Here is an 18,917-nt window from a genome sequence, read left to right as displayed (position 1 = left end):
CAGCTGCTGTCGTTCGGCTTTCCCACCGTCGTGGCCGGTCGCGCAGTTCCCCGCGCCCCTATCGGGGCAAATCCAGCCCGCCCGCAAAATCCAGCCCCTCCGGCGTTTGAGGAGCGGGGGTCCGGGGGCTGGCCCCCGAAGCGCCGCAGGCTTTCGGGAAGGGGCGGGGTGGGGAGGAAAGAACCCGGCGCACACGACCACAGAAAGTGGGGGGACATGACCACCACCGCACCCTACGGGGCATGGGAATCACCCATCGACGCCGCACTCGCGGCCTCGCACGACGGCGCCCCCGACCACGTCGCGTTCGTCGGCGACGAGGTGTGGTGGACCGCGCCCCGCCCCACCGAGGGCGGCCGCCGCGCCCTGATGCGCAGGCGCCCCGACGGCACCGAGGAGTCGCTGCTGCCCGAGCCGTGGAACGTCCGCAGCCGCGTCATCGAGTACGGCGGAGTGCCCTGGACCGCCACCACCCGCCCGCACGGCGGCCCAATCGCCGTGTTCGTCGACTTCACCGACCAGCGGCTCTACGCCTACGAGCCCGACCGCCCCGGCGCCGCACCCCGCCCCCTCACCCCCACCTCCCCGGTGGGCGGCGGCCTGCGCTGGGCGGACCCGCGGCTGCTCCTGGACCGGGGCGAAGTCTGGTGCGTACTGGAGGAGTTCACCGGCGAGGGGCCGGGCGACGTGCGCCGCCTCATCGCCGCCGTACCCCTCGACGGCTCGGCGGCCGGGGACCGCGCGCGGGTGCGTGAACTCACCGACGGCACACACCGGTTCGTCACCGGACCACGTCTGACCGCCGACGCCCGGCGCATGGCCTGGCTCGCCTGGGACCACCCGCGGATGCCGTGGGACGGCACGGAACTCCGCGTCGCCGAACTCGCCGCGGACGGCGCCCCGCACGACGTACGGACGGTCGCGGGCGGCACCGACGAGGCGATCGCGCAGGCCGAGTGGGCTGAGGACGGCACGCTGCTCTTCGCCTCCGACCGCAGCGGCTGGTGGAACCTGTACCGGACGGCCGTCCCGGAACCCGGCGCCGCCCCCGCCGGACCACCCGCCGAACTCTGCCCCCGCGAAGAGGAGTTCGCCGGACCGCTGTGGAAGGTGGGCCTGCGCTGGTTCGCGCCGCTCGCGGGCGGGCTGATCGCCGTCGTCCACGGCAAGGGCGCCACCGCCCTCGGCATCCTCGACCCCACGACCGGCGAGGTCGTCGACGCCGCCGGACCCTGGACCGCCTGGTCGCCCACCCTGGACGCGAGAGGCAGCCGCGTCGTCGGCGTCGGCGCCGGGCCGCACACCGGCCCCGAGGTCGTCGAGCTGTGCACCGCCATCGGCCGCGCCCGCGTCATCGGCAACCGGCACACCGACCCGGTGGACCCCGCGTACTACCCGGAACCCCTGATCCGCACCTTCGACGGCCCGGACGGCCGCGACGTGCACGCGCACCTCTACCCGCCGCGCAACCCCACCCACCGCGCCCCCGACGGCGAACTCCCGCCCTACGTGGTGTGGGCGCACGGCGGCCCCACCTCGCACGCGCCGCTCGTCCTCGACCTGGAGATCGCCTACTTCACCTCGCGCGGCATCGGCGTCGCCGAGGTCAACTACGGCGGGTCCAGCGGGTACGGCAGGGAGTACCGCGACCGGCTGCGCGAGCAGTGGGGCGTCGTGGACGTCGAGGACTGCGCCGCCGTCGCCCGCGCACTCACCGACGAGGGCACCGCCGACGCCGCCCGGCTCGCCGTGCGCGGCGGCAGCGCGGGCGGCTGGACGGCGGCGGTCTCGCTCGCCACGACCGACGTCTACGCCTGCGGCACCGTCAAGTACCCGGTACTCGACCTCACCGCGTTCGCCTCCGGCGAGACCCACGACTTTGAATCGCACTACCTGGAGTCCCTCGTCGGACCCCTCACCGAGGTCCCCGGCCGCTACCGCGACCGCTCCCCGATCCGCCACGCCGACCGCGTCACCGCCCCGTTCCTGCTGCTCCAGGGCCTGGACGACCTGGTCTGCCCGCCCGCCCAGTGCGAGCGGTTCCTGGAGCTGATGAAGGGCCGGGGCGTGCCGCACGCCTACCTCGCCTTCGAGGGCGAGGGCCACGGCTTCCGGCGCGCGGACACCATGATCCGCGCCGTCGAGGCCGAACTCTCCCTGTACGCCCAGGTGTTCGGCTTCGAGCCCACCGGTGTGCCGCGACTGGAGCTGGAGCGATGAGAACGGCGAACCCCGCTGCTCCGATGCCCGCACTGACCCGTCCCCGGCGCCTGGTCCCCGGCGACCGGGTGGCCGTCGTCGCGCCCAGCGGCCCCGTCCCCGAGGACCGCCTCAAGGCGGGGCTCGACGTGCTGCGCGGCTGGGACCTGGACCCGGTGGTCGCGCCCCACGTCCTCACCGGGCACGGCCGGATGACGTACCTCGCCGCCTCCGACCGGCAGCGCGCCGACGACCTGGAGCAGGCCTGGTGCGACCCCTCCGTGGCCGCCGTGTTCTGCGCCCGTGGCGGCTACGGTGCCCAGCGCATGGTGGACCTGCTCGACTGGGGCGCGCTGCGCGCCGCGGGGCCCAAGGTGTTCGTCGGCTACAGCGACATCACAGCCCTGCACGAGGCGTTCGCCGTACGTCTGGGCCTCGCCACGCTGCACGGCCCGATGCCGGCCACCACCGACTTCCTCGACACCGCCCGCGCCCGCGACCACCTGCGGGCCACGCTCTTCGCACCCGAGTCGACCCGTACGATCACGGGCCTGCCCGGCGTCGCCCCGCTCGTCCCCGGACGCGCGCGCGGCGTCACCCTCGGCGGCTGCATCGCCCTCCTCGCCGCCGACCTGGCCACCCCGACCGGCCGCCCCTCGGCCCGCGGCGGCCTGCTCTGCCTGGAGGACACCGGCGAGGAGCCGTACCGCCTGGACCGCATCCTCACCCAACTCCTGCGCTCCGGTTGGCTCGACGGCGTCGCGGGCGTCCTCCTCGGCTCCTGGGCGGAGTGCGGCCCGTACGAGGAGGTCCGTGCCGTGCTCGCCGACCGCCTCGGGCCGCTGGGCGTGCCGGTGGTGGAGGAGTTCGGCTTCGGGCACTGCGCGGGCGCGCTGACGGTACCGCTCGGGGTGCGGGCGGAGCTGGACGCGGACGCGGGTGAACTGCGGCTCCTCGAACCGGCGTTGACCTGAGGCGAACCTCGCCCACGGATCAGCCGGTGGCGGCCGGGGCCAGGGTGCGGAAAGCTGACCCGCATGGTTTCGGTAGTGCAGAACATCGCGATCGACTGTGCGGACGCCTACGAGCTGGCCCGCTTCTGGAGCCGGGCGACCGGCCGACCCGTCGATCCGGAGTCCGGTCCCGGCGACCGGGAGACCCGCGTACTCCTAGCGGAGGGCCCGGCCCTGTACTTCAACCAGGTGCCCGAGCCGAAGACGGTCAAGAACCATATGCATCTGTGCCTGCGCCCGGAGACCTCGCGCGAGCAGGAGGTGGAACGGCTCCTCGGCCTCGGCGCCACGTTCGTCGCCGATCACCGATCTCCCGACGGCACCGGCTGGGTCGTCCTCGCCGACCCGGAGGGCAACGAGTTCTGCGTACTGCGCGGCGAGTCGGACCGGACCGGCCGTTGACGCCCGCCGACATGCACCCGGACATGCACCCTGTCGACGAGGCCCTCGTGCGGCGGCTGATCGCGGGCCAGTTCCCGCAGTGGGCCGGGCTGCCGGTTGAGCGGTTTCCCTCCGGTGGGACGGTCAACGCGATGTACCGGCTCGGCGACGACCTGGCCGTACGGCTGCCGCTGGTACGGGGCGGCGCCGGCGACGTGGCCCTCGACCGGACCTGGCTGCCCCGCCTCGCGCCGCGACTGCCCGTTCCCGTACCGGAGTTGCTGGCCACCGGAGAGCCCGCCGAGGGGTACCCGTGGCCCTGGTCGGTGGGCCGGTGGCTGGCCGGGGAGAACCCCGAGGCAGGCGCGTTGCGCGAGCCGGCGCTGCTCGCCGAGGACCTGGCCGGGTTCGTGACGGCGATGCGGAACGTCACCCTTCGCGGAGCACCGCGGGCGCATCGCGGCGGCCCGTGCGCCTTGCTCGACGCGGGGACGCGGGCGGCGGTCGAGGAACTGCGCGGGATTCCGCAGGAGGGCGTCGACTGCGATGCCGCCCTCGCGGTGTGGGAGGAGGCCCTGGACGCCCCGGCCTGGGACGGGCCGCCGGTGTGGCTGCACGCCGATCTCCTGCCGGGCAACCTGCTGGTCGACACCGCCGGGCGGCTCTCCGCGGTGATCGACTTCGGCTGCGTGGGCGTGGGCGACCCGGCCTGCGACCTGTTCCCGGCGTGGGGCCTGCTGCCGCCCGACGCGCGCCGAGTCTTCCGCGCCGCCCTGGACGTGGACGACGCGACGTGGGTACGCGGCCGGGGCCGTGCCCTCTCGCAGGCGCTGATCGCCCTCCCGTACTACCGGACCACCAACGCGGCGATGGCGTCGGGCGCCCGGCAGGTGATCCGGGCGGTGCTCGGAGCAGCGCCTTCGTAACCACCGCTCGTAACCACCGCTCGTAACCGCCGCTCGTAACCGCCGCAGCCGATCGAGACCGCCGCTCCTCCGGCCATGCCCACGGCCGAGGCGGTACGCCCTGTTGGGCCCGACCGTCTTCAAGTCTGCCGGGACCGACCTTCACTGAATCCCCGTCAACCCGCACCGTGCACGACCGTTGACCCCGTCCTGACACGTGTCACAGCATGAGTGCGGCCCCGGCTTACCCGGCGGTAATTTCGCTCCTCAGTGTGGAGGTCGTGCGTTGTCCCGTTCCGGTTCGCATTCCCGTTCGCGTTCCCGCAGCACCCTGGCCCTCTCCGTCGGCGTCGCCGCGGCCGCCGTCGCCGCGCCCCTCGTGCTCGCCGCGCCCGCGCACAGCGCCCCCCAACAGGCCCGGGCCGAGGGCGAGTTCACCGTCACCCCGCTGAAGTTCACCGTCGACGCGGGCGGCCGCAGCTGCACCGTGGACGCCGACCTCTACCGGCCCGCCGGGGTGGACGCCGACCACCGGGCGCCCGCCGTCCTCACCACCAACGGCTTCGGCGGCAGCAAGGCCGACGGGTCCACCGACGCCACCGCCAAGGCCTTCGCCGAGCGCGGCTATGTGGCGCTCGCCTACTCCGGGCTCGGCTTCGGCAAGACCGGCTGCCCCATCTCGCTCGACGCCCCGGAGTACGACGGCCGCGCCGCCTCCCATCTGGTGGACTTCCTCGCCGGGACGCGCGCCGCCGACGACGGCACGAAGGCCGACTACGTGAGCGCGGACGCGGCGGGCGACCCGCGCGTCGGCATGATCGGCGGCTCGTACGGCGGCGCCATCCAGATGGCCACGGCCGCCCAGGACCAGCGCGTCGACGCCCTCGTACCGCTGATCACCTGGAACGACCTGGCGTACTCGCTCGACCCGAACAACACCGCGCAGTCCCCGACCCTGGGTGGTGTCTCCTCGGACACGCCCGGCGCCTACAAGTACCAGTGGACCAACGGGTTCTTCCTCATCGGCGAGGCGCAGGGCCTGCTGAACCCGAGCCTGGACCCATCCCGGCTCGGCGACTCCGGCTGCCTGCACTTCGTCGCCGGGGCCTGCGAGACGAAGCGGCTGCTCGACCAGAAGCGGTATCCCGCCGAGCGCACCGCCGAGATGCTGCGGTACGCGCGCGGTGTCTCGCCCGTCTCGTATCTGGACCGGGTGAAGGCGCCGACGCTCCTCGTGCAGGGGCAGGCCGACACGCTGTTCAACCTCAACGAGGCGACGGCCACGTACAAGGCACTCAAGAAGAACGGCACCGAGGCCAAGATGGTCTGGCAGTCCTGGGGGCACAGCGGCGGCATGACGGACCCGGCGTCCGGTGAACTGAACCTGGGCGAGGGCAACTTGGAGACGTCGTACGTCGGCAAGCGCATCCTCGCCTGGTTCGACCGCTACCTGCACCGGCAGAAGGACGTCGACACCGGTCCGGACTTCGCGTACTACCGGGACTGGAAGCCGGGCGCCGACGCGTACGCCACAGCGGAGAAGCTGCCGGAGCTCTCGCAGAAGCTGTATCTGTCCGGGGACGGCAAGCTCGTCGACAACCGCGCCAAGGTGGCGCGCGGCAGCCGCGAGTACCGCAACTGGCTCGTGCCCACCAGCCACTCCGAGAGCTCCCTCGCCGGGATCGTCGGGCTCGGCGACCCGGCCCCGCACGACACCAAGGGCACCTATCTCGACTGGACCAGCGAGCCGCTCACCGAGGCCACCGACGTCGTCGGCGCCCCGAAGGCCACCCTCAAGGTCGTCTCGCCGAAGGCGGAGCGGACGCAGAACTCCGGAGACGCGGCGGACCAGCTGGTGCTCTTCGCGAAGCTGTACGACGTGGCGCCCGACGGCACCAAGACGCTGGTGCACCGCCTGGTCGCGCCCGCGCGCGTGCCGGACGTGACGCGCGAGTTCACCGTGACCCTGCCGGGCATCGTGCACCGCTACGAGAAGGGCCACCGCCTGCAGTTCGTGATCGCCGCCAGCGACGACGCGTACTACGGGAACCGGGGCGTCAAGCCGGTGACGGTCACGCACGAGCCGTCGGACACGGGGGTGCTGCGGCTGCCCGTGGTCCGCTAGACGGCGGCTCCCGGTCTCCGTAGCCCGTACGGGGCCGCGGCGGCTCCCCGGCCTCCGTAGCCCGTACGGGGCACTTCGCCACCCGGAGGCCGGTTCGCCGGGCCGCTCATCGTGCGCGACGGTGAGCGGCTGTCCATGGTGGGAGCCACGCGGCGGTCGGCCGTGCCCCGGACGGAAGGGTCCACCATGAGCCCAGGCGCCTCCTCGAACGGCAGTGGCAAGGGCGGCGGGAGGACACGCGGGCTGTTCACGCCCGCACGGCTGACGGTCGCCGCGCTCGGCGTCCTCGGCCTGGTCTTCATCTTCGAGAACACCAGCCACACCAAGATCCGGCTCCTCATCCCCGAGGTGACGATGCCGCTCTGGACGGCGCTCCTCGCCACCGGACTGATCGGCGCGCTCTGCGGGGCCTACTTCATGCGGAGGCGCCAGTGAGGACCGCTGTCCGTCGCCTCGGAGTGCTCACCGCCACCGCTCTGGCGGCAACCGCGCTCACCGCGACACCGTCCGTCGCCGCCACCGCCACCGCCACCGCTGCCGCCACCGCCACCGCTGCCGGGCCGCCGGTGCCGGACTTCAACGGGCGGCCGCTCATGGACGTCTTCCGCACGGTCGACCACCGCACCCGCGTCGAGGCCCACGACCTCAGCGGCTTCGAGCGGCAGGTGCTGTGGCCGCCGAACTGGAAGGTGTGCACACAGACACCCGAGGCCGGCGTCGAACTCGCCGAGCGGAAGGTGGAGGTGGGCGTGGTGAAGAAGACGGAGAAGTGCCCCGCCTCTCCCCGAGTAGGCCGGGTCCCGCAGCGCTCAACGCCGCCACCATCGCCGCGTACACGGTGAAGCTTGCCGACCGCATCGAAGGGCACCTGAGGGCCGGGGACTTCCCGCTCGTGCTCGGCGGCGACTGCTCGATCCAGCTGGGCGCGTCCCTCGCCATGCGCCGCATCGGACGGTACGGGCTCGCCGCCGGTGGGGGGACCCCCACACGTCCAGATCCGGACGGCCTGCTTCCGGACGAGCTCGCCGCCGTCCTCGGCACGTTGCTCGCCTCCGAACGCTGCGTCGGCCTCAACGTCACCATCCACGACCCGGACCTCGACCCCGACGCCACCGCCGGAGCCCTCCTCGCCGGCCTGGTCGTCGCCGCCTTCGCCGACCCTTCCTGAACCCGAGGGGAACGGCCTCTGGCCCGGTGGCGTCCGGCGTTGTTCCATGGTCGGGTGACGACGATCCGAGCCGACGTACTGACCGTTCCGGGCGTGGAGTTGGGCCCGGAGAACCCCCTGCCCGCGCTCCGGCCGCTCGACGAGGCGCACACCGTCGACGAGCGCACCCGCGCAGGCCTGCCCCGCGACATGGCCCGCCAGGTCGGGTACGAACCGCTGCGCGGCGTCCTGCCCGTGCGCCTGCTCGACGGGTACGGGCGCGACCGCGCCGAGGTCGCCCTCGACACCCTCGTCCTGGAGAACGACCGGCTGCGCGTCACCGTCCTGCCCGGGCTCGGCGGCCGTATCCACTCCCTGGTCCACAAGCCGTCCGAACGTGAACTCCTGTACCGCAACCCGGTGTTCCAGCCCGCCGACTTCGCGCTCAACGGCGCCTGGTTCTCCGGCGGCATCGAGTGGAACATCGGCGCCACCGGCCACACCACGCTCTCCTGCGCACCCGTGCACGCCGCGCCCGTACCGGGCCCCGACGGCAGCCCGATGCTGCGCCTGTGGGAGTGGGAACGCCTGCGCGACCTGCCCTTCCAGGTCGACCTGTGGCTGCCGGACGGCTCGGACTTCCTGTACGTCGGGGTCCGCGTCCGCAACCCGCACGAGAAGCCGGCGCCCGCCTACTGGTGGTCCAACATCGCCGTGCCCGAGGAGCACCGCGTCCTCGTACCGGCCGACGAGGCCTGGCACTTCGGGTACGAGCGCACCCTGCGCCGGGTGCCCGCGCCGGTGTCCGACGGGGTGGACCGCTCGTACCCGCTGCACGGCACGTACCCGGCGGACTACTTCTACGAGGTACCCGACGGCGAACGGCGCTGGATCGCGGCGCTCGACGGCGAGGGGCACGGCCTCGTGCAGACCTCCACCGACCTGCTGCGCGGCCGCAAGCTGTTCCTGTGGGGCGCGGGCACCGGCGGCAGACGCTGGCAGAGCTGGCTCACCGAACCCGGCACGGGAGGATACGCCGAGATCCAGGCGGGCCTCGCCCGTACCCAGCTGGAGCACGTGAAGCTGGAGGCGGAGAGCGAGTTCAGCTGGCTGGAGGCGTACGGGCCGCTGGCCACCGACCCGGAGCGGTCGCACGGCACGGACTGGGCGGCGGCCCGCGCGGAGGTCGCGGGTCGGCTCGCGTCGGCACTGCCGCGCACCACCGTCGAGGAGGCGTACGAGGCGTGGCTGACCCGCGCCGACACCGAACCCGGCGAGCGGCTCCACACCGGCTCCGGCTGGGGCGCGCTCGAAGTGGCCCGCACGGGTGGGAAGTTGCCGGGTACGCCCTTCGAGCCGTCGACGCTCGGCGCCGCGCAGGAGCCATGGCTGGAGCTGTTGCGCGGCGGCACCTACCCCGTGCCGCCCGGGGACGCGCCGCCGGGGCCGACCCTCGTCAGCCGGGCCTGGCGGGACATGCTGGAGACGGCGCCCGCCGATCCCGTCACCGAGTACCACCTGGGCGTCGCACAGTGGCATGCCGGGGACCGGGCGCAGGCGGTGCGCAGTTGGGAACGCGGTCTCGAACTCGCCTCCGGCGCCTGGCCGTTGCTGCGCTGCCTCGCCGTGGCGGATCGCGAGACGGGACACCTGGAGCGTGCCGCAGACCGCTACGCCGAGTCCTTCGACCGGCTGTGTGCCGAGCGGGGCGAGGGGGGTGAGTGGACGGCGGCGACGGTCGCGCTCGCGCGCGAGGCGATCGACGCGCTGCTCGCCGTGGAGCGCCCGGCGGCGGCCCGTTCGGTGTGGTCGCGCCTGGACCCGGCGATCCGGGAGCGCGGCCGCTTCCGCCTGATCCTGGCCCGGCTGCTCCTCGCGGAGGGCGACCGGCCGGCCGCGCGGGCGGTCTACGACGCGGGCTTCGAGGTGGCGGATCTGCGGGAGGGGGCGGAGGCGGTGGGGGAGGTGTGGTCCCGCCTCACGGACGAGCGGTTGCCTCCGGTGTACGACTTCCGGATGCGGCCGACGGTCTGAGGTTTTCCCCTCCCCTCCCCGCCCCTTCCCGAGGGCTCAAAATTGAGCCCCTCCGGCGATTGAGGAGCGGGGGTCCGGGGGCTGGCCCCCGAAGCCGCTGCAAGCTTTCGGGAAGGGGCGGGGAGGGGAAAAGCTCAGGCAGTCGGCCGACGGTCCGCGTACTCGAAGATCGCTCCGTCCGGGTGCAGCGCGATCAGGTTGCGGCCCACCGGCGTGGCCACAGGCCCCGCGACGACGCGGCCGCCGGAGCCGGTGAGGACCTGCGCGGCCTCGTCGACATCCGGCACGGCGACGGTCGCGGTCACCTTCCGCAGCACATCCAGCTCGGCCGCAGGCCCGCTCATCAGGAGGAAGCAGCCCACGGCGGCGACGGACACCCCACCGCGATCGGAGCGCTGCGCCTCCGCGCCGGTCAGCTGCTCGTAGAACGCGACGGCGGCGTCCAGGTCATCGACGCAGATGCGCAGCGTGGTTCCCAGGATCTCCATACGGGGCAGGGTAGTTGGCGCCCAAGGGCCTTGTGATCGTTTCGACCGCATCGGGGCATCGGAGGGCGGGGCCGGTTGCCCTTATATGCTCATGTTTGGGGCGGGGTGTCAGGGGCACTCGGAGTGCCTGCACCACCGCGTGTACGCAACAGCCTGCCCGCAACCGCCTGCGCCGAGCCGGGGTCGGTCGCCACGGGTGTCCGGGAGCCACGCAGGGTCACCGTCTCCCTGTCCGGGCCTGCCGGATGCCCCCTACCCCGGACAGGAAGGACTGAGGCCCGCCATGGACTCCGCCACCGAACCCCGCACTCCCGCCAGCACTCCGGCCCCCGCCCAACTCGTTGAGCTCGCCCAGCAGTTCCGCGTCGACTCCGTCCGGATGGCCGCCGCCGCGGGCTCCGGTCACCCGACTTCGTCCATGTCGGCCGCCGAGCTGATGGCGGTGCTGCTCGGCCGGCACTTCCACTACGACTTCGAGCGGCCCGAGCACCCCGGCAACGACCGCTTCGTCCTCTCCAAGGGGCATGCGTCGCCGCTCCTGTACGCCGCGTTCAAGGCGGCCGGGGCGCTCACCGACGACGAGATGATGACGTTCCGCAAGCACGGCAGCCGCCTCGAAGGGCACCCGACTCCGCAGCGCCTGCCGTGGGTCGAGGTCGCCACCGGATCGCTCGGCCAGGGCCTGCCGGTCGGCGTCGGCATCGCCCTCGCGGCCGCCCGCCTGGAGCGCGACGACCACCGGGTGTGGGTGCTCTGCGGCGACAGCGAGCTCGCCGAGGGCTCGGTCTGGGAGGCCGCCGAGCACGCCGCGTACGAGCAGCTGGACCGGCTGACCCTCCTGGTCGACGTCAACCGGCTCGGCCAGCGCGGCCCCACCCGGCACGGCCACGACCTCTCCGCGTACGCCCGGCGCTTCGCCGCCTTCGGCTGGCACACCGTCGAGGTCGAGGACGGGCACGACATCGACACCCTCGACCGCGCCTTCAACGAGGCCCGCTCCACCGCCGGGCAGCCCACCGTGATCCTCGCCCGCACCCTCAAGGGCAAGGGCGTCGCCGCGGCGGAGGACCAGGAGGGCCTGCACGGCAAGCCGTTGCCCGACCCCGAGGCGGCGATCGCGGAACTCGGCGGCGTACGCGACCTGCACGTCCAGGTCCAACCCCCCGGCCCCACCCGGGTGTTGACGGTCGCCCACCGCGGCGCCCCCGACCTGCCGCACTACGCCCCCGGCACGCACAAGGCCACCCGGGACGCCTACGGCGCGGCCCTCACGGCGCTCGGCACCGTCCGCGACGACGTCGTGGCCCTGGACGGCGAGGTCGGCGACTCGACCCGCACCCAGCTCTTCGGCGAGGAACACCCCGAGCGGTACTTCGAGTGCTACATCGCCGAACAGCAACTCGTCGCCACCGCCACGGGCATGGCCGTACGCGGATACCTCCCGTACGCCGGCACCTTCGCCGCGTTCCTGACGCGCGCCTACGACTTCGTGCGGATGGCCGCCGTCAGCGGGGCCTCCATGGTGCTCGTCGGCTCGCACGCGGGCGTCGGGATCGGTGAGGACGGGCCGTCCCAGATGGGTCTGGAGGACCTGGCGATGTTCCGGACCGTGCACGGCTCCACGGTCGTGTACCCCTGCGACGCCAACCAGACGGCCCAGCTGGTCGCGGAGTTGGCGCAGCAGACCGGCATCCGCTATCTGCGGACGACGCGCGGCGACACCCCGGTGATCTACACACCGGGGGAGCGGTTCCCGGTCGGCGGGAGCAAGGTGCTGCGCACGCACGACGAGGACCGGCTGACCGTCGTCGCGGCCGGGGCCACCGTGCACGAGGCGCTCACCGCCGCGGATGTCCTCGCGGCGTACGGGATCCGGGTGCGGGTCATCGACCTGTACTCGGTCAAGCCGGTGGACCGGGCCACGCTGCGTGAGGCGGCGGCGGACACCGGCTGCCTGCTCACGGTCGAGGACCACCGTGAGGAGGGCGGTATCGGGGACGCGGTGGCGGAGGTCTTCGCCGATGGGAGCCCGCCCCCGCGCCTCGTCCGCCTGGCGGTCCGCACGATGCCGGGCTCGGCGACACCGGAGGAGCAGCTGCACGCGGCGGGGATCGATGCGGAGTCGATCGAGGCGGCGGCCCGGCTTCTTGTGGAGCAGGCCGTGGTGGCGTGATCTTTCCCCGCCCCGCCCCGCCCCTTCCCGAAATCCTGCGGAGCTTCGGGGCTCCGCCCCGGACCCCGCTCCTCAATCGCCGGAGGGGCTCAATTTGAGCCCCGGACCGGCAAATTCAGCCCCTCCGGCGATTGAGGAGGCCCGTCCGGCAGGACTTTCGGGAAGGGGCGGGTAGGGGAAAACTCACTCGCCGTACGCCGCCCCCCGTTCCCCCCGCACCCGAACCCGCACCAACACCGGCCCCCCACCCGCCGGCTCCAGCGCACGGACCAGCTCGGGCCGGAGAAGTTCCGGCGAGTCCACCTCCGTCGCCGCGCACCCGAACGACGCCGCGAGAGCCGCGAAGTCGATACCGCCGAGGTCCGTGCCGGGCACGGCATCCGCACCGAGCCGCCGGCCGAGCGCCTTGACCGCCTCGTAGCCCCCGTTGTCCAACACCACGAACGTCACCGGCGCCCGGTGCCGTACCGCCGACCAGATCGCCTGCACCGAGTACATCGCCGAACCGTCGCCCACCACGCACACCACCCGCCCGCCCCCGGCGAGCGCGCGGCCCACCGCGAGGGGCAGGCCCCAGCCGAGGGCGCCGCTGCCCGTCGTGAGGAACGCGCCCGCCCGCCGGACCGGCACCCGCGCGTGCAGCGCCTCGCGGTGACTGGGCGCCTCCTCCACCAACACCCGCTCCGGAGGCAGGAGTTCGGCCAGGGCGTCCAGGACGTACGCCGCCGACGGCGGATCCGTCGGGACGGCCCGGGAGACCTGCGGGCGCGGCGGAGGGGCCGTCCGCGTGGCCGGTTTCAGCATCGACGTGAGCGTCTCGACGCCCGCCCGCAGCGTCGTCAGGATGCTCGTGCCCACCGGCAGCCACGCCGCCTGCGCCGGGTCGCAGTCCAGGTGGAACAGCGCGCAGCCGTCGCCGAGCAGCGGCCCCGTACCGCTGACGTGGTACGTGAACAGCGGCGCGCCGAGCGCCACCACCACGTCGCAGCCCGCGAGCCGGTCCGCCAACTGCTCCCGTACCGGCGGCAGGAAGCCCTGGAAGAGGGGATGGGTCTCGGGGAAGCCGGAGCGGCCCGACATCGGGCTGATCCACACCCCGGCCCGGGTCCGCTCGGCGAGCGCCACCACCTCGTCGAGCGCGCCCTCGTCGTCCACGCCGGGCCCCACCACGAGCGCGGGCCGCGCGCACCCGTCGAGCCGGGTGGCGAGTTCGGCGAGGGCGTCGGGCGTGGCCGTGAAGGAGCCGTGCACGCTGCGCGGCGCCACGGGCTCGGCCGGTGCGTCCCAGTCGTCCTCCGGCACGGAGAGGAACACCGGTCCGCGCGGATGCGTCATCGCCACCCGGTGGGCCTCGGCGAGCGCGGCCGGCACGTCCTCGGCGCGTGCGGGCTGGCGGCTCCACTTCACGTACGGGCGGGGGAACTCGGCGGGCTCGTCGGCGCCGAGGAACGGGTGCAGGGGGAGGAGCGCACGGGACTGCTGGCCCGCGACGATCACGACGGGCACCCGGTCGCGGTACGCGTTGAAGACCGCGCCGAGGCTGTGCCCGACCCCGCCCGCCGAGTGCAAATTCACCAGTGCCGCACGGCCCGTGCCGAGGGCGTGCCCGGCGGCCATGGCGACGGCTACGGACTCCTGGAGGCCGAGGACGTACCGGAAGTCGGCGGGCCAGTCGCGGAGCATGCGCAGCTCGGTGGAGCCGGGGTTGCCGAACACCGTCGTCATGCCCGTGCGCCGGCACAGGTCCAGAACCGCGTCCCGTACGGTCGTCGGCGGCGGGGTCAGGGGGATCAGCGGGGCCATCGTTCAACTCCTTTGCGCAGAGGGGAAGTCGTACGGGTCCGGGCAGGCGTGCTCAGCCGCCGCGTGCGCCCGCGTGCCAACCGAGCAGCCGCCGCTCCACGCCGAGCAGCGCGGCGTTGCACAGATAGCCGAGGATGCCGAGGAGCACGATCACCGCCCAGACCGTCAGCAGGTCGGAGCGGCTCTGCGCGTCGGTGAGCTGGAAGCCGAGGCCGTCGGCCGTGCCGGGCAGCAGCTCGGAGAAGACCATCAGGATCAGGGAGAGGGAGAGCGAGAGCCGCAGGCCCGCGAAGATCTTCGGCAGGGCGGCGGGAAGCAGCAGGAACCGCACCCGCTGCGGTCCGCTCAGGCCGTACACCCGCGCCGTCTCCACCTGCACCGGGTCCACGCCGCGCGCCCCCTCCGCCGTATTGATCAGCACTGGCCAGACGGCACTGAACACGATGGACGTCACCTGCATCTGCGTACCGAACTCCAGGAACACCACGAACACCGGCACGAGGGCGGGCGGCGGCACGGCGCGGGCGAACTGGAGTACCGGGTCGAGTGCGGCGTGCGCGTACGCGGAGCGGCCGAGGGCCAGGCCGAGGACCACGCCGAGCGCGGCGGCGAGCAGGAACCCGGCGCCCATCCTGGCGACGCTCGGCAGGATGGTGCCGACGGCGGTCTCGGAGAGGAAGGCGTGCGCCACGGGCCCGTCGAACCACAGGCCGTGCATGTGCGCGGCGATCGTCGACGGCGGCGGGAAGAACACACTGCCGTGCGCGCCGGCCGCGAACTGCCAGACGAGCACGGCCAGTGCGAGCACACCCCAGCGGTGCGGGAACGTCACCGGCACCTCCTCAGGTGCCCAGCAAATCGGCCGGGTCGACGGGCTTCTTGAGGAGTTTCTCCTCCACCATCAGGTCGATCAGCTTCCGCATCCGCCGCGGATCGGACTCGTCGGGGAAGCCCGGCAGCGTCAGCTCGCGGGCCCGCTCGGGCGTGATGCGCGCATACCCCGGCAGCACCGCGTCGACGGCGGCCCGGTCCCGCTTGGCGAGCGCCTGCGCCTTGCGGATGGCGCGCCGGAAGGCCGCGGCGGTACGGGGGTTCTCCTCGGCGAACGTGTCGGTGCTGACGTACCCGCTGATCGGCAGGCCCCGCACGGGGGACGCCCCGCCCTCGGCGACGACACGCGCGCCGAGCTTCTCCTTCACGTCCGACAGGAACGGCTCGACGACGTGCGCGGCGTCCACCTGCTTCTCCTCCAGGGCGACGCCCATCTGCGGGAAGGGGATCTGCCGGTACTCCACCGGTCCCGCCTTGTCCTTCGCGAGCACCGCGTCGAAGGTCAGCGACTGGATGTTGTTGAGGATGTTCACCGCGACCGACTTGCCCTTGAGGTCGGCGGCCGACTTGACCGGCGAGTCCTTCGGCACGACGACGTCCATCATGCCGGGCGAGAGGGTGGCGCCCTCGGCGAGGATCCGCGGGTCGAGCGTGCCCTTCTCCCTCGCCTGCAAGAAGGTGACGTAGTTGGCGCCCGCGATGACGTCGAGCTGTCCGTTGGCGAGCGCGGGCAGGGCCTGTACGGACTGCTGCACGGGTTTGATCCGCACCGTCAGGCCCTCCTTCTCGAAGAGCTTCCGCTCGACCGCGATGTGCAGCGGCGCCACGTCCACCAGGGGCAGCGAGGCGACGGTGACGGTGCTCTTCTCCAGGCCGCCCGCCTCGTCCCCGGCTCTCCCGTCCGCACCCCCGGAACAGCCTGCGGCCGCTAGGGCGAGCCCGACGGTCGCGGCGGTCGCGGCGGTCGCGGCCTTCAACTTTCCCCGTACCGAACCCAGTTGAGCCTGCATGCTCGGCGAGGCTAGTTGCTCACTGAATCAACTGCCAGGGGTACTTTCCGGCCGCGTGTGTCGAGTGCCGCCGGTCTCCTCATGGCCTCAGACCCGGCAGAGCAGCTCCCCGTGCAGCACCGCGAACCACCCGTCCGCCTGCTCGCCCCACGTACGCCACGCGGCCGAGATCGCGTGGAGCGCCGCCTCGTCCGCGTGGCCGGACTCGGTGGCGCGGCGGGCGTACGAGGAGTCCGTGGTGCGCTCGGCCCACAGGCCGCTCCACCAGGCGCGCTCCTGAGGCGTGCTGAAGGTCCAGGTCGAGGACGTCGCCGTGACGTCCGTGAAGCCCGCCTCCAGGGCCCACGACTTGAGCCTGCGGCCCGCGTCCGGTTCGCCGCCGTTGGCGAGGGCCACCCGCTCGTACAGATCCAGCCAGTCGTCCAGGCCGGGCGTGCGCGGGTACCAGGTCATCGCCGCGTAGTCGGAGTCGCGTACGGCGACGATGCCGCCGGGCCTCACCACGCGCCGCAGCTCGCGCAGCGCCCGCACCGGATCGCCGACGTGCTGGAGCACCTGGTGGGCGTGGGCCACGCAGAACGTGTCGTCCGGGAAGCCGAGCGCGTGCACGTCGGCGACCGCGAACTCCACGTTGTCCAGGCCGCGTTCGGCCGCCGTGGCGCGGGCCCGGTCGAGGATGCCGGGCGCCGCGTCGACTCCGGTGACGCGGCCCTGCGGGACCAGCGCGGCCAGGTCGGCGGTGATGGTGCCGGGTCCGCAGCCGACGTCCAGGATCGCCATGTGCGGCTTCAGCTCGCCGACGAGGTACGCGGCGGAGTTGGCGGCGGTCCGCCAGGTGTGCGAGCGCAGCACGGACGCGTGGTGCCCGTGGGTGTAGACGGCGGTCTCCTTCGGCATGGCGCGGTCTCCTTACTCGACGCCCGGACCCCGTACAGGCCCGGAAGCGATGACAGCACCGTACGCGCTCTCGCCACATAATGAGACGGGCGTCTCGCGATATGGACGAGAGAGTGTCTGAGGGAAACGCGTTTGCCCCGCTCGCCGCCGCCCGTCGAGAATGCGGAACCATGGGTCACTTGGAAGCCGCACACCTCGAATACCACCTCCCCGACGGGCGCACGTTGCTCGGCGACGTCTCGTTCCGGGTCGGTGAGGGTGCGGTCGTCGCGCTCGTCGGGCCGAACGGCGCCGGGAAGACGACCCTGCTCAGGCTGCTCTCCGGCGAGCTGCAACCGCACGGCGGCGGCGTCAACGTCACCGGCGGCCTCGGCGTCATGCCGCAGTTCGTCGGTTCCGTACGCGACGAGACCACCGTCCGCGACCTGCTCGTCTCCGTCGCCCCGCCGCGCATCCGCGAGGCCGCGCGGGCCGTCGACGCCGCCGAGTACGCCCTCATGACCGTCGACGACGAGGCCGCCCAGCTCCAGTACGCGCAGGCCCTCTCCGATTGGGCCGAGGTGCAGGGGTACGAGGCCGAGACCGTCTGGGACATGTGCACCACGGCCGCACTCGGCGTGCCGTACGACAAGGCCCAGTTCCGTGACGTACGCACCCTCAGCGGCGGCGAGCAGAAGCGGCTCGTCCTGGAGTCGCTGCTGCGCGGCACCGACGAGGTCCTGCTCCTCGACGAGCCGGACAACTACCTCGACGTACCGGGCAAGCGCTGGCTGGAGGAGAAGCTCCGGGAGACCCGCAAGACGGTCCTCTTCGTCTCCCACGATCGCGAGCTGCTCGCCCGCGCCGCCGAGAAGATCGTCAGCGTCGAGCCGGGCCCCGCGGGTGCCGACGCCTGGGTGCACGGCGGCGGCTTCGGTACGTACCACGAGGCGCGGCGCGAGCGCTTCGCCCGCTTCGAGGAGTTGCGCCGCCGCTGGGACGAGAAGCACGCCCAGCTGAAGAAGCTGGTGATCAACCTCCGGCAGGCCGCCGCGGTCAGCCACGAGATGGCGTCCCGGTACGCGGCCGCGCAGACCCGGCTGCGCAAGTTCGAGGAGGCCGGGCCGCCGCCGGAGCCGCCCCGCGAGCAGGACATCACGATGCGCCTGCACGGCGGCCGTACGGGTGTGCGCGCCGTGACCTGCGTCGGCCTCGAACTCACCGGCCTGATGCGCCCCTTCGACCTGGAGGTGTTCTACGGCGAGCGGGTCGCCGTGCTCGGCTCCAACGGCTCCGGCAAGTCCCACTTCCTGCGCCTCCTCGCCGGTGAGGACGTGACGCACACGGGGGAGTGGAAGCTCGGCGCGCGCGTCGTGCCCGGCCACTTCGCGCAGACCCACGCGCACCCGGAGCTGTTCGGCCGCACGCTCCTCGACATCCTGTGGCGCGAGCACGCGCAGGACCGCGGCGCCGCGATGTCCCGACTGCGGCGGTACGAGCTGACGGCTCAGGCCGAGCAGGCCTTCGAACGCCTCTCGGGCGGCCAGCAGGCCCGCTTCCAGATCCTGCTCCTCGAACTGGAGGGCTGCACGGCCCTGCTCCTCGACGAGCCGACGGACAACCTCGACCTGGAGTCCGCGGAGGCCCTCCAGGAAGGCCTGGAATCCTTCCAGGGCACGGTCCTCGCGGTCACCCACGACCGCTGGTTCGCCCGCGCCTTCGATCGGTACCTGGTGTTCGGGTCGGACGGGCGTGTCCGCGAGACGTCGGAGCCGGTGTGGGACGAGCGGCGGGTCGAGCGCGCGCGCTGAGGCCGCGGGGGCTCCGCCCCCGGCCCCCCGCTCCTCAAACGCCGGAGGAGCTTTCCTGCCGTCGTTCGGCTGTCGCGCCGTCGTGGCTGGTCGCGCAGTTCCCCGCGCCCCTTAACAACGC

At 73.3% G+C, this 18,917-nt stretch carries 15 protein-coding genes; 10 read left to right on the top strand and 5 right to left on the bottom strand.

Translation table 11 applies throughout. From position 1 onward, the window contains the following. Nucleotides 1-216 precede the first annotated feature (216 nt). The 8 genes from QIT00_RS02160 (at nt 217) to QIT00_RS02120 (ending at nt 9,804) form a co-directional block, all read left to right on the top strand. Nucleotides 217-2,220, top strand: coding sequence for a prolyl oligopeptidase family serine peptidase (locus QIT00_RS02160; protein ID WP_282533299.1), 2,004 nt, complete (start codon nt 217-219; stop codon nt 2,218-2,220). Nucleotides 2,221-2,243: 23 nt separating this feature from the next. Next, nucleotides 2,244-3,173: a S66 peptidase family protein gene (locus tag QIT00_RS02155; protein WP_282533298.1), complete on the top strand. Its 930-nt coding sequence runs from the start codon at nt 2,244-2,246 to the stop codon at nt 3,171-3,173. A 63-nt stretch (nt 3,174-3,236) separates the two neighbouring features. Beyond that, the gene (locus QIT00_RS02150; RefSeq protein ID WP_282533297.1) at nt 3,237-3,614 is read left to right on the top strand and encodes a VOC family protein; all 378 of its coding nucleotides are present in this window, start codon (nt 3,237-3,239) and stop codon (nt 3,612-3,614) included. An 11-nt stretch (nt 3,615-3,625) separates the two neighbouring features. Continuing rightward, on the top strand, nt 3,626-4,519 hold the full coding sequence (locus QIT00_RS02145; protein ID WP_282533486.1) for an aminoglycoside phosphotransferase family protein: 894 nt from the start codon (nt 3,626-3,628) through the stop codon (nt 4,517-4,519). A gap of 265 nt (nt 4,520-4,784) precedes the next feature. Then, nucleotides 4,785-6,623: a CocE/NonD family hydrolase gene (locus QIT00_RS02140; RefSeq protein WP_282533296.1), complete on the top strand. Its 1,839-nt coding sequence runs from the start codon at nt 4,785-4,787 to the stop codon at nt 6,621-6,623. A 186-nt stretch (nt 6,624-6,809) separates the two neighbouring features. After that, a complete protein-coding gene (locus tag QIT00_RS02135; protein WP_282533295.1) occupies nt 6,810-7,058 on the top strand; it encodes a LapA family protein in 249 nt (82 codons plus the stop codon). A 235-nt stretch (nt 7,059-7,293) separates the two neighbouring features. Continuing rightward, nucleotides 7,294-7,791 carry a hypothetical protein gene (locus tag QIT00_RS02125; RefSeq protein ID WP_408909700.1) on the top strand — a complete coding sequence of 166 codons (498 nt, stop codon included), beginning with the start codon at nt 7,294-7,296 and terminating at the stop codon, nt 7,789-7,791. A gap of 54 nt (nt 7,792-7,845) precedes the next feature. Next, nucleotides 7,846-9,804, top strand: a complete 1,959-nt coding sequence (locus QIT00_RS02120; protein WP_282533293.1) for a DUF5107 domain-containing protein — start codon at nt 7,846-7,848, stop codon at nt 9,802-9,804. Between the two features lie 134 nt (nt 9,805-9,938). Here QIT00_RS02120 and QIT00_RS02115 read toward each other — a convergent pair whose 3' ends face one another. Continuing rightward, a complete protein-coding gene (locus QIT00_RS02115; protein WP_282533292.1) occupies nt 9,939-10,292 on the bottom strand; it encodes a VOC family protein in 354 nt (117 codons plus the stop codon). A 283-nt stretch (nt 10,293-10,575) separates the two neighbouring features. On the opposite strand from QIT00_RS02115, the gene QIT00_RS02110 reads away from it, so the two are divergent. Then, the gene (locus tag QIT00_RS02110) at nt 10,576-12,465 is read left to right on the top strand and encodes a transketolase (RefSeq protein ID WP_282533291.1); all 1,890 of its coding nucleotides are present in this window, start codon (nt 10,576-10,578) and stop codon (nt 12,463-12,465) included. A 183-nt stretch (nt 12,466-12,648) separates the two neighbouring features. On the opposite strand, the gene mdlC is transcribed toward QIT00_RS02110, so the two are convergent. From mdlC to QIT00_RS02090, 4 genes are all read right to left on the bottom strand, one after another. Further along, on the bottom strand, nt 12,649-14,268 hold the full coding sequence (gene mdlC, locus QIT00_RS02105; RefSeq protein ID WP_282533290.1) for a benzoylformate decarboxylase: 1,620 nt from the start codon (nt 14,266-14,268) through the stop codon (nt 12,649-12,651). Between the two features lie 52 nt (nt 14,269-14,320). After that, nucleotides 14,321-15,100, bottom strand: a complete 780-nt coding sequence (locus QIT00_RS02100; RefSeq protein WP_282533289.1) for an ABC transporter permease — start codon at nt 15,098-15,100, stop codon at nt 14,321-14,323. 10 nt (nt 15,101-15,110) lie between these two features. Continuing rightward, complete coding sequence (locus QIT00_RS02095; protein ID WP_282533288.1) at nt 15,111-16,109, bottom strand: ABC transporter substrate-binding protein; 999 nt, start codon at nt 16,107-16,109, stop codon at nt 15,111-15,113. Between the two features lie 87 nt (nt 16,110-16,196). Beyond that, a complete protein-coding gene (locus QIT00_RS02090; protein ID WP_282533287.1) occupies nt 16,197-17,006 on the bottom strand; it encodes a class I SAM-dependent methyltransferase in 810 nt (269 codons plus the stop codon). A 170-nt stretch (nt 17,007-17,176) separates the two neighbouring features. Between QIT00_RS02090 and QIT00_RS02085 the strand changes: the two genes are divergently transcribed. Next, the gene (locus QIT00_RS02085) at nt 17,177-18,796 is read left to right on the top strand and encodes an ABC-F family ATP-binding cassette domain-containing protein (protein WP_282533286.1); all 1,620 of its coding nucleotides are present in this window, start codon (nt 17,177-17,179) and stop codon (nt 18,794-18,796) included. The last annotated feature ends 121 nt before the right edge of the window (nt 18,797-18,917 follow it).

It is taken from the genome of Streptomyces luteolus (assembly GCF_029968015.1).
Classification (GTDB): domain Bacteria; phylum Actinomycetota; class Actinomycetes; order Streptomycetales; family Streptomycetaceae; genus Streptomyces; species Streptomyces luteolus.
Note: the sequence above shows the minus strand (reverse complement) of the source record. Positions and strands in the feature narration are given on the sequence as shown.

Coding starts and splice junctions, on each gene's coding strand:
- QIT00_RS02160 (WP_282533299.1), top strand. CDS start 217: ATGACCACCACCGCACCCTACGGGGCATGGGAATCACCCATCGACGCC.
- QIT00_RS02155 (WP_282533298.1), top strand. CDS start 2,244: ATGCCCGCACTGACCCGTCCCCGGCGCCTGGTCCCCGGCGACCGGGTG.
- QIT00_RS02150 (WP_282533297.1), top strand. CDS start 3,237: ATGGTTTCGGTAGTGCAGAACATCGCGATCGACTGTGCGGACGCCTAC.
- QIT00_RS02145 (WP_282533486.1), top strand. CDS start 3,626: ATGCACCCGGACATGCACCCTGTCGACGAGGCCCTCGTGCGGCGGCTG.
- QIT00_RS02135 (WP_282533295.1), top strand. CDS start 6,810: ATGAGCCCAGGCGCCTCCTCGAACGGCAGTGGCAAGGGCGGCGGGAGG.
- QIT00_RS02115 (WP_282533292.1), bottom strand. CDS start 10,292: ATGGAGATCCTGGGAACCACGCTGCGCATCTGCGTCGATGACCTGGAC.
- QIT00_RS02110 (WP_282533291.1), top strand. CDS start 10,576: ATGGACTCCGCCACCGAACCCCGCACTCCCGCCAGCACTCCGGCCCCC.
- mdlC (WP_282533290.1), bottom strand. CDS start 14,268: ATGGCCCCGCTGATCCCCCTGACCCCGCCGCCGACGACCGTACGGGAC.
- QIT00_RS02095 (WP_282533288.1), bottom strand. CDS start 16,109: ATGCAGGCTCAACTGGGTTCGGTACGGGGAAAGTTGAAGGCCGCGACC.
- QIT00_RS02090 (WP_282533287.1), bottom strand. CDS start 17,006: ATGCCGAAGGAGACCGCCGTCTACACCCACGGGCACCACGCGTCCGTG.
- QIT00_RS02085 (WP_282533286.1), top strand. CDS start 17,177: ATGGGTCACTTGGAAGCCGCACACCTCGAATACCACCTCCCCGACGGG.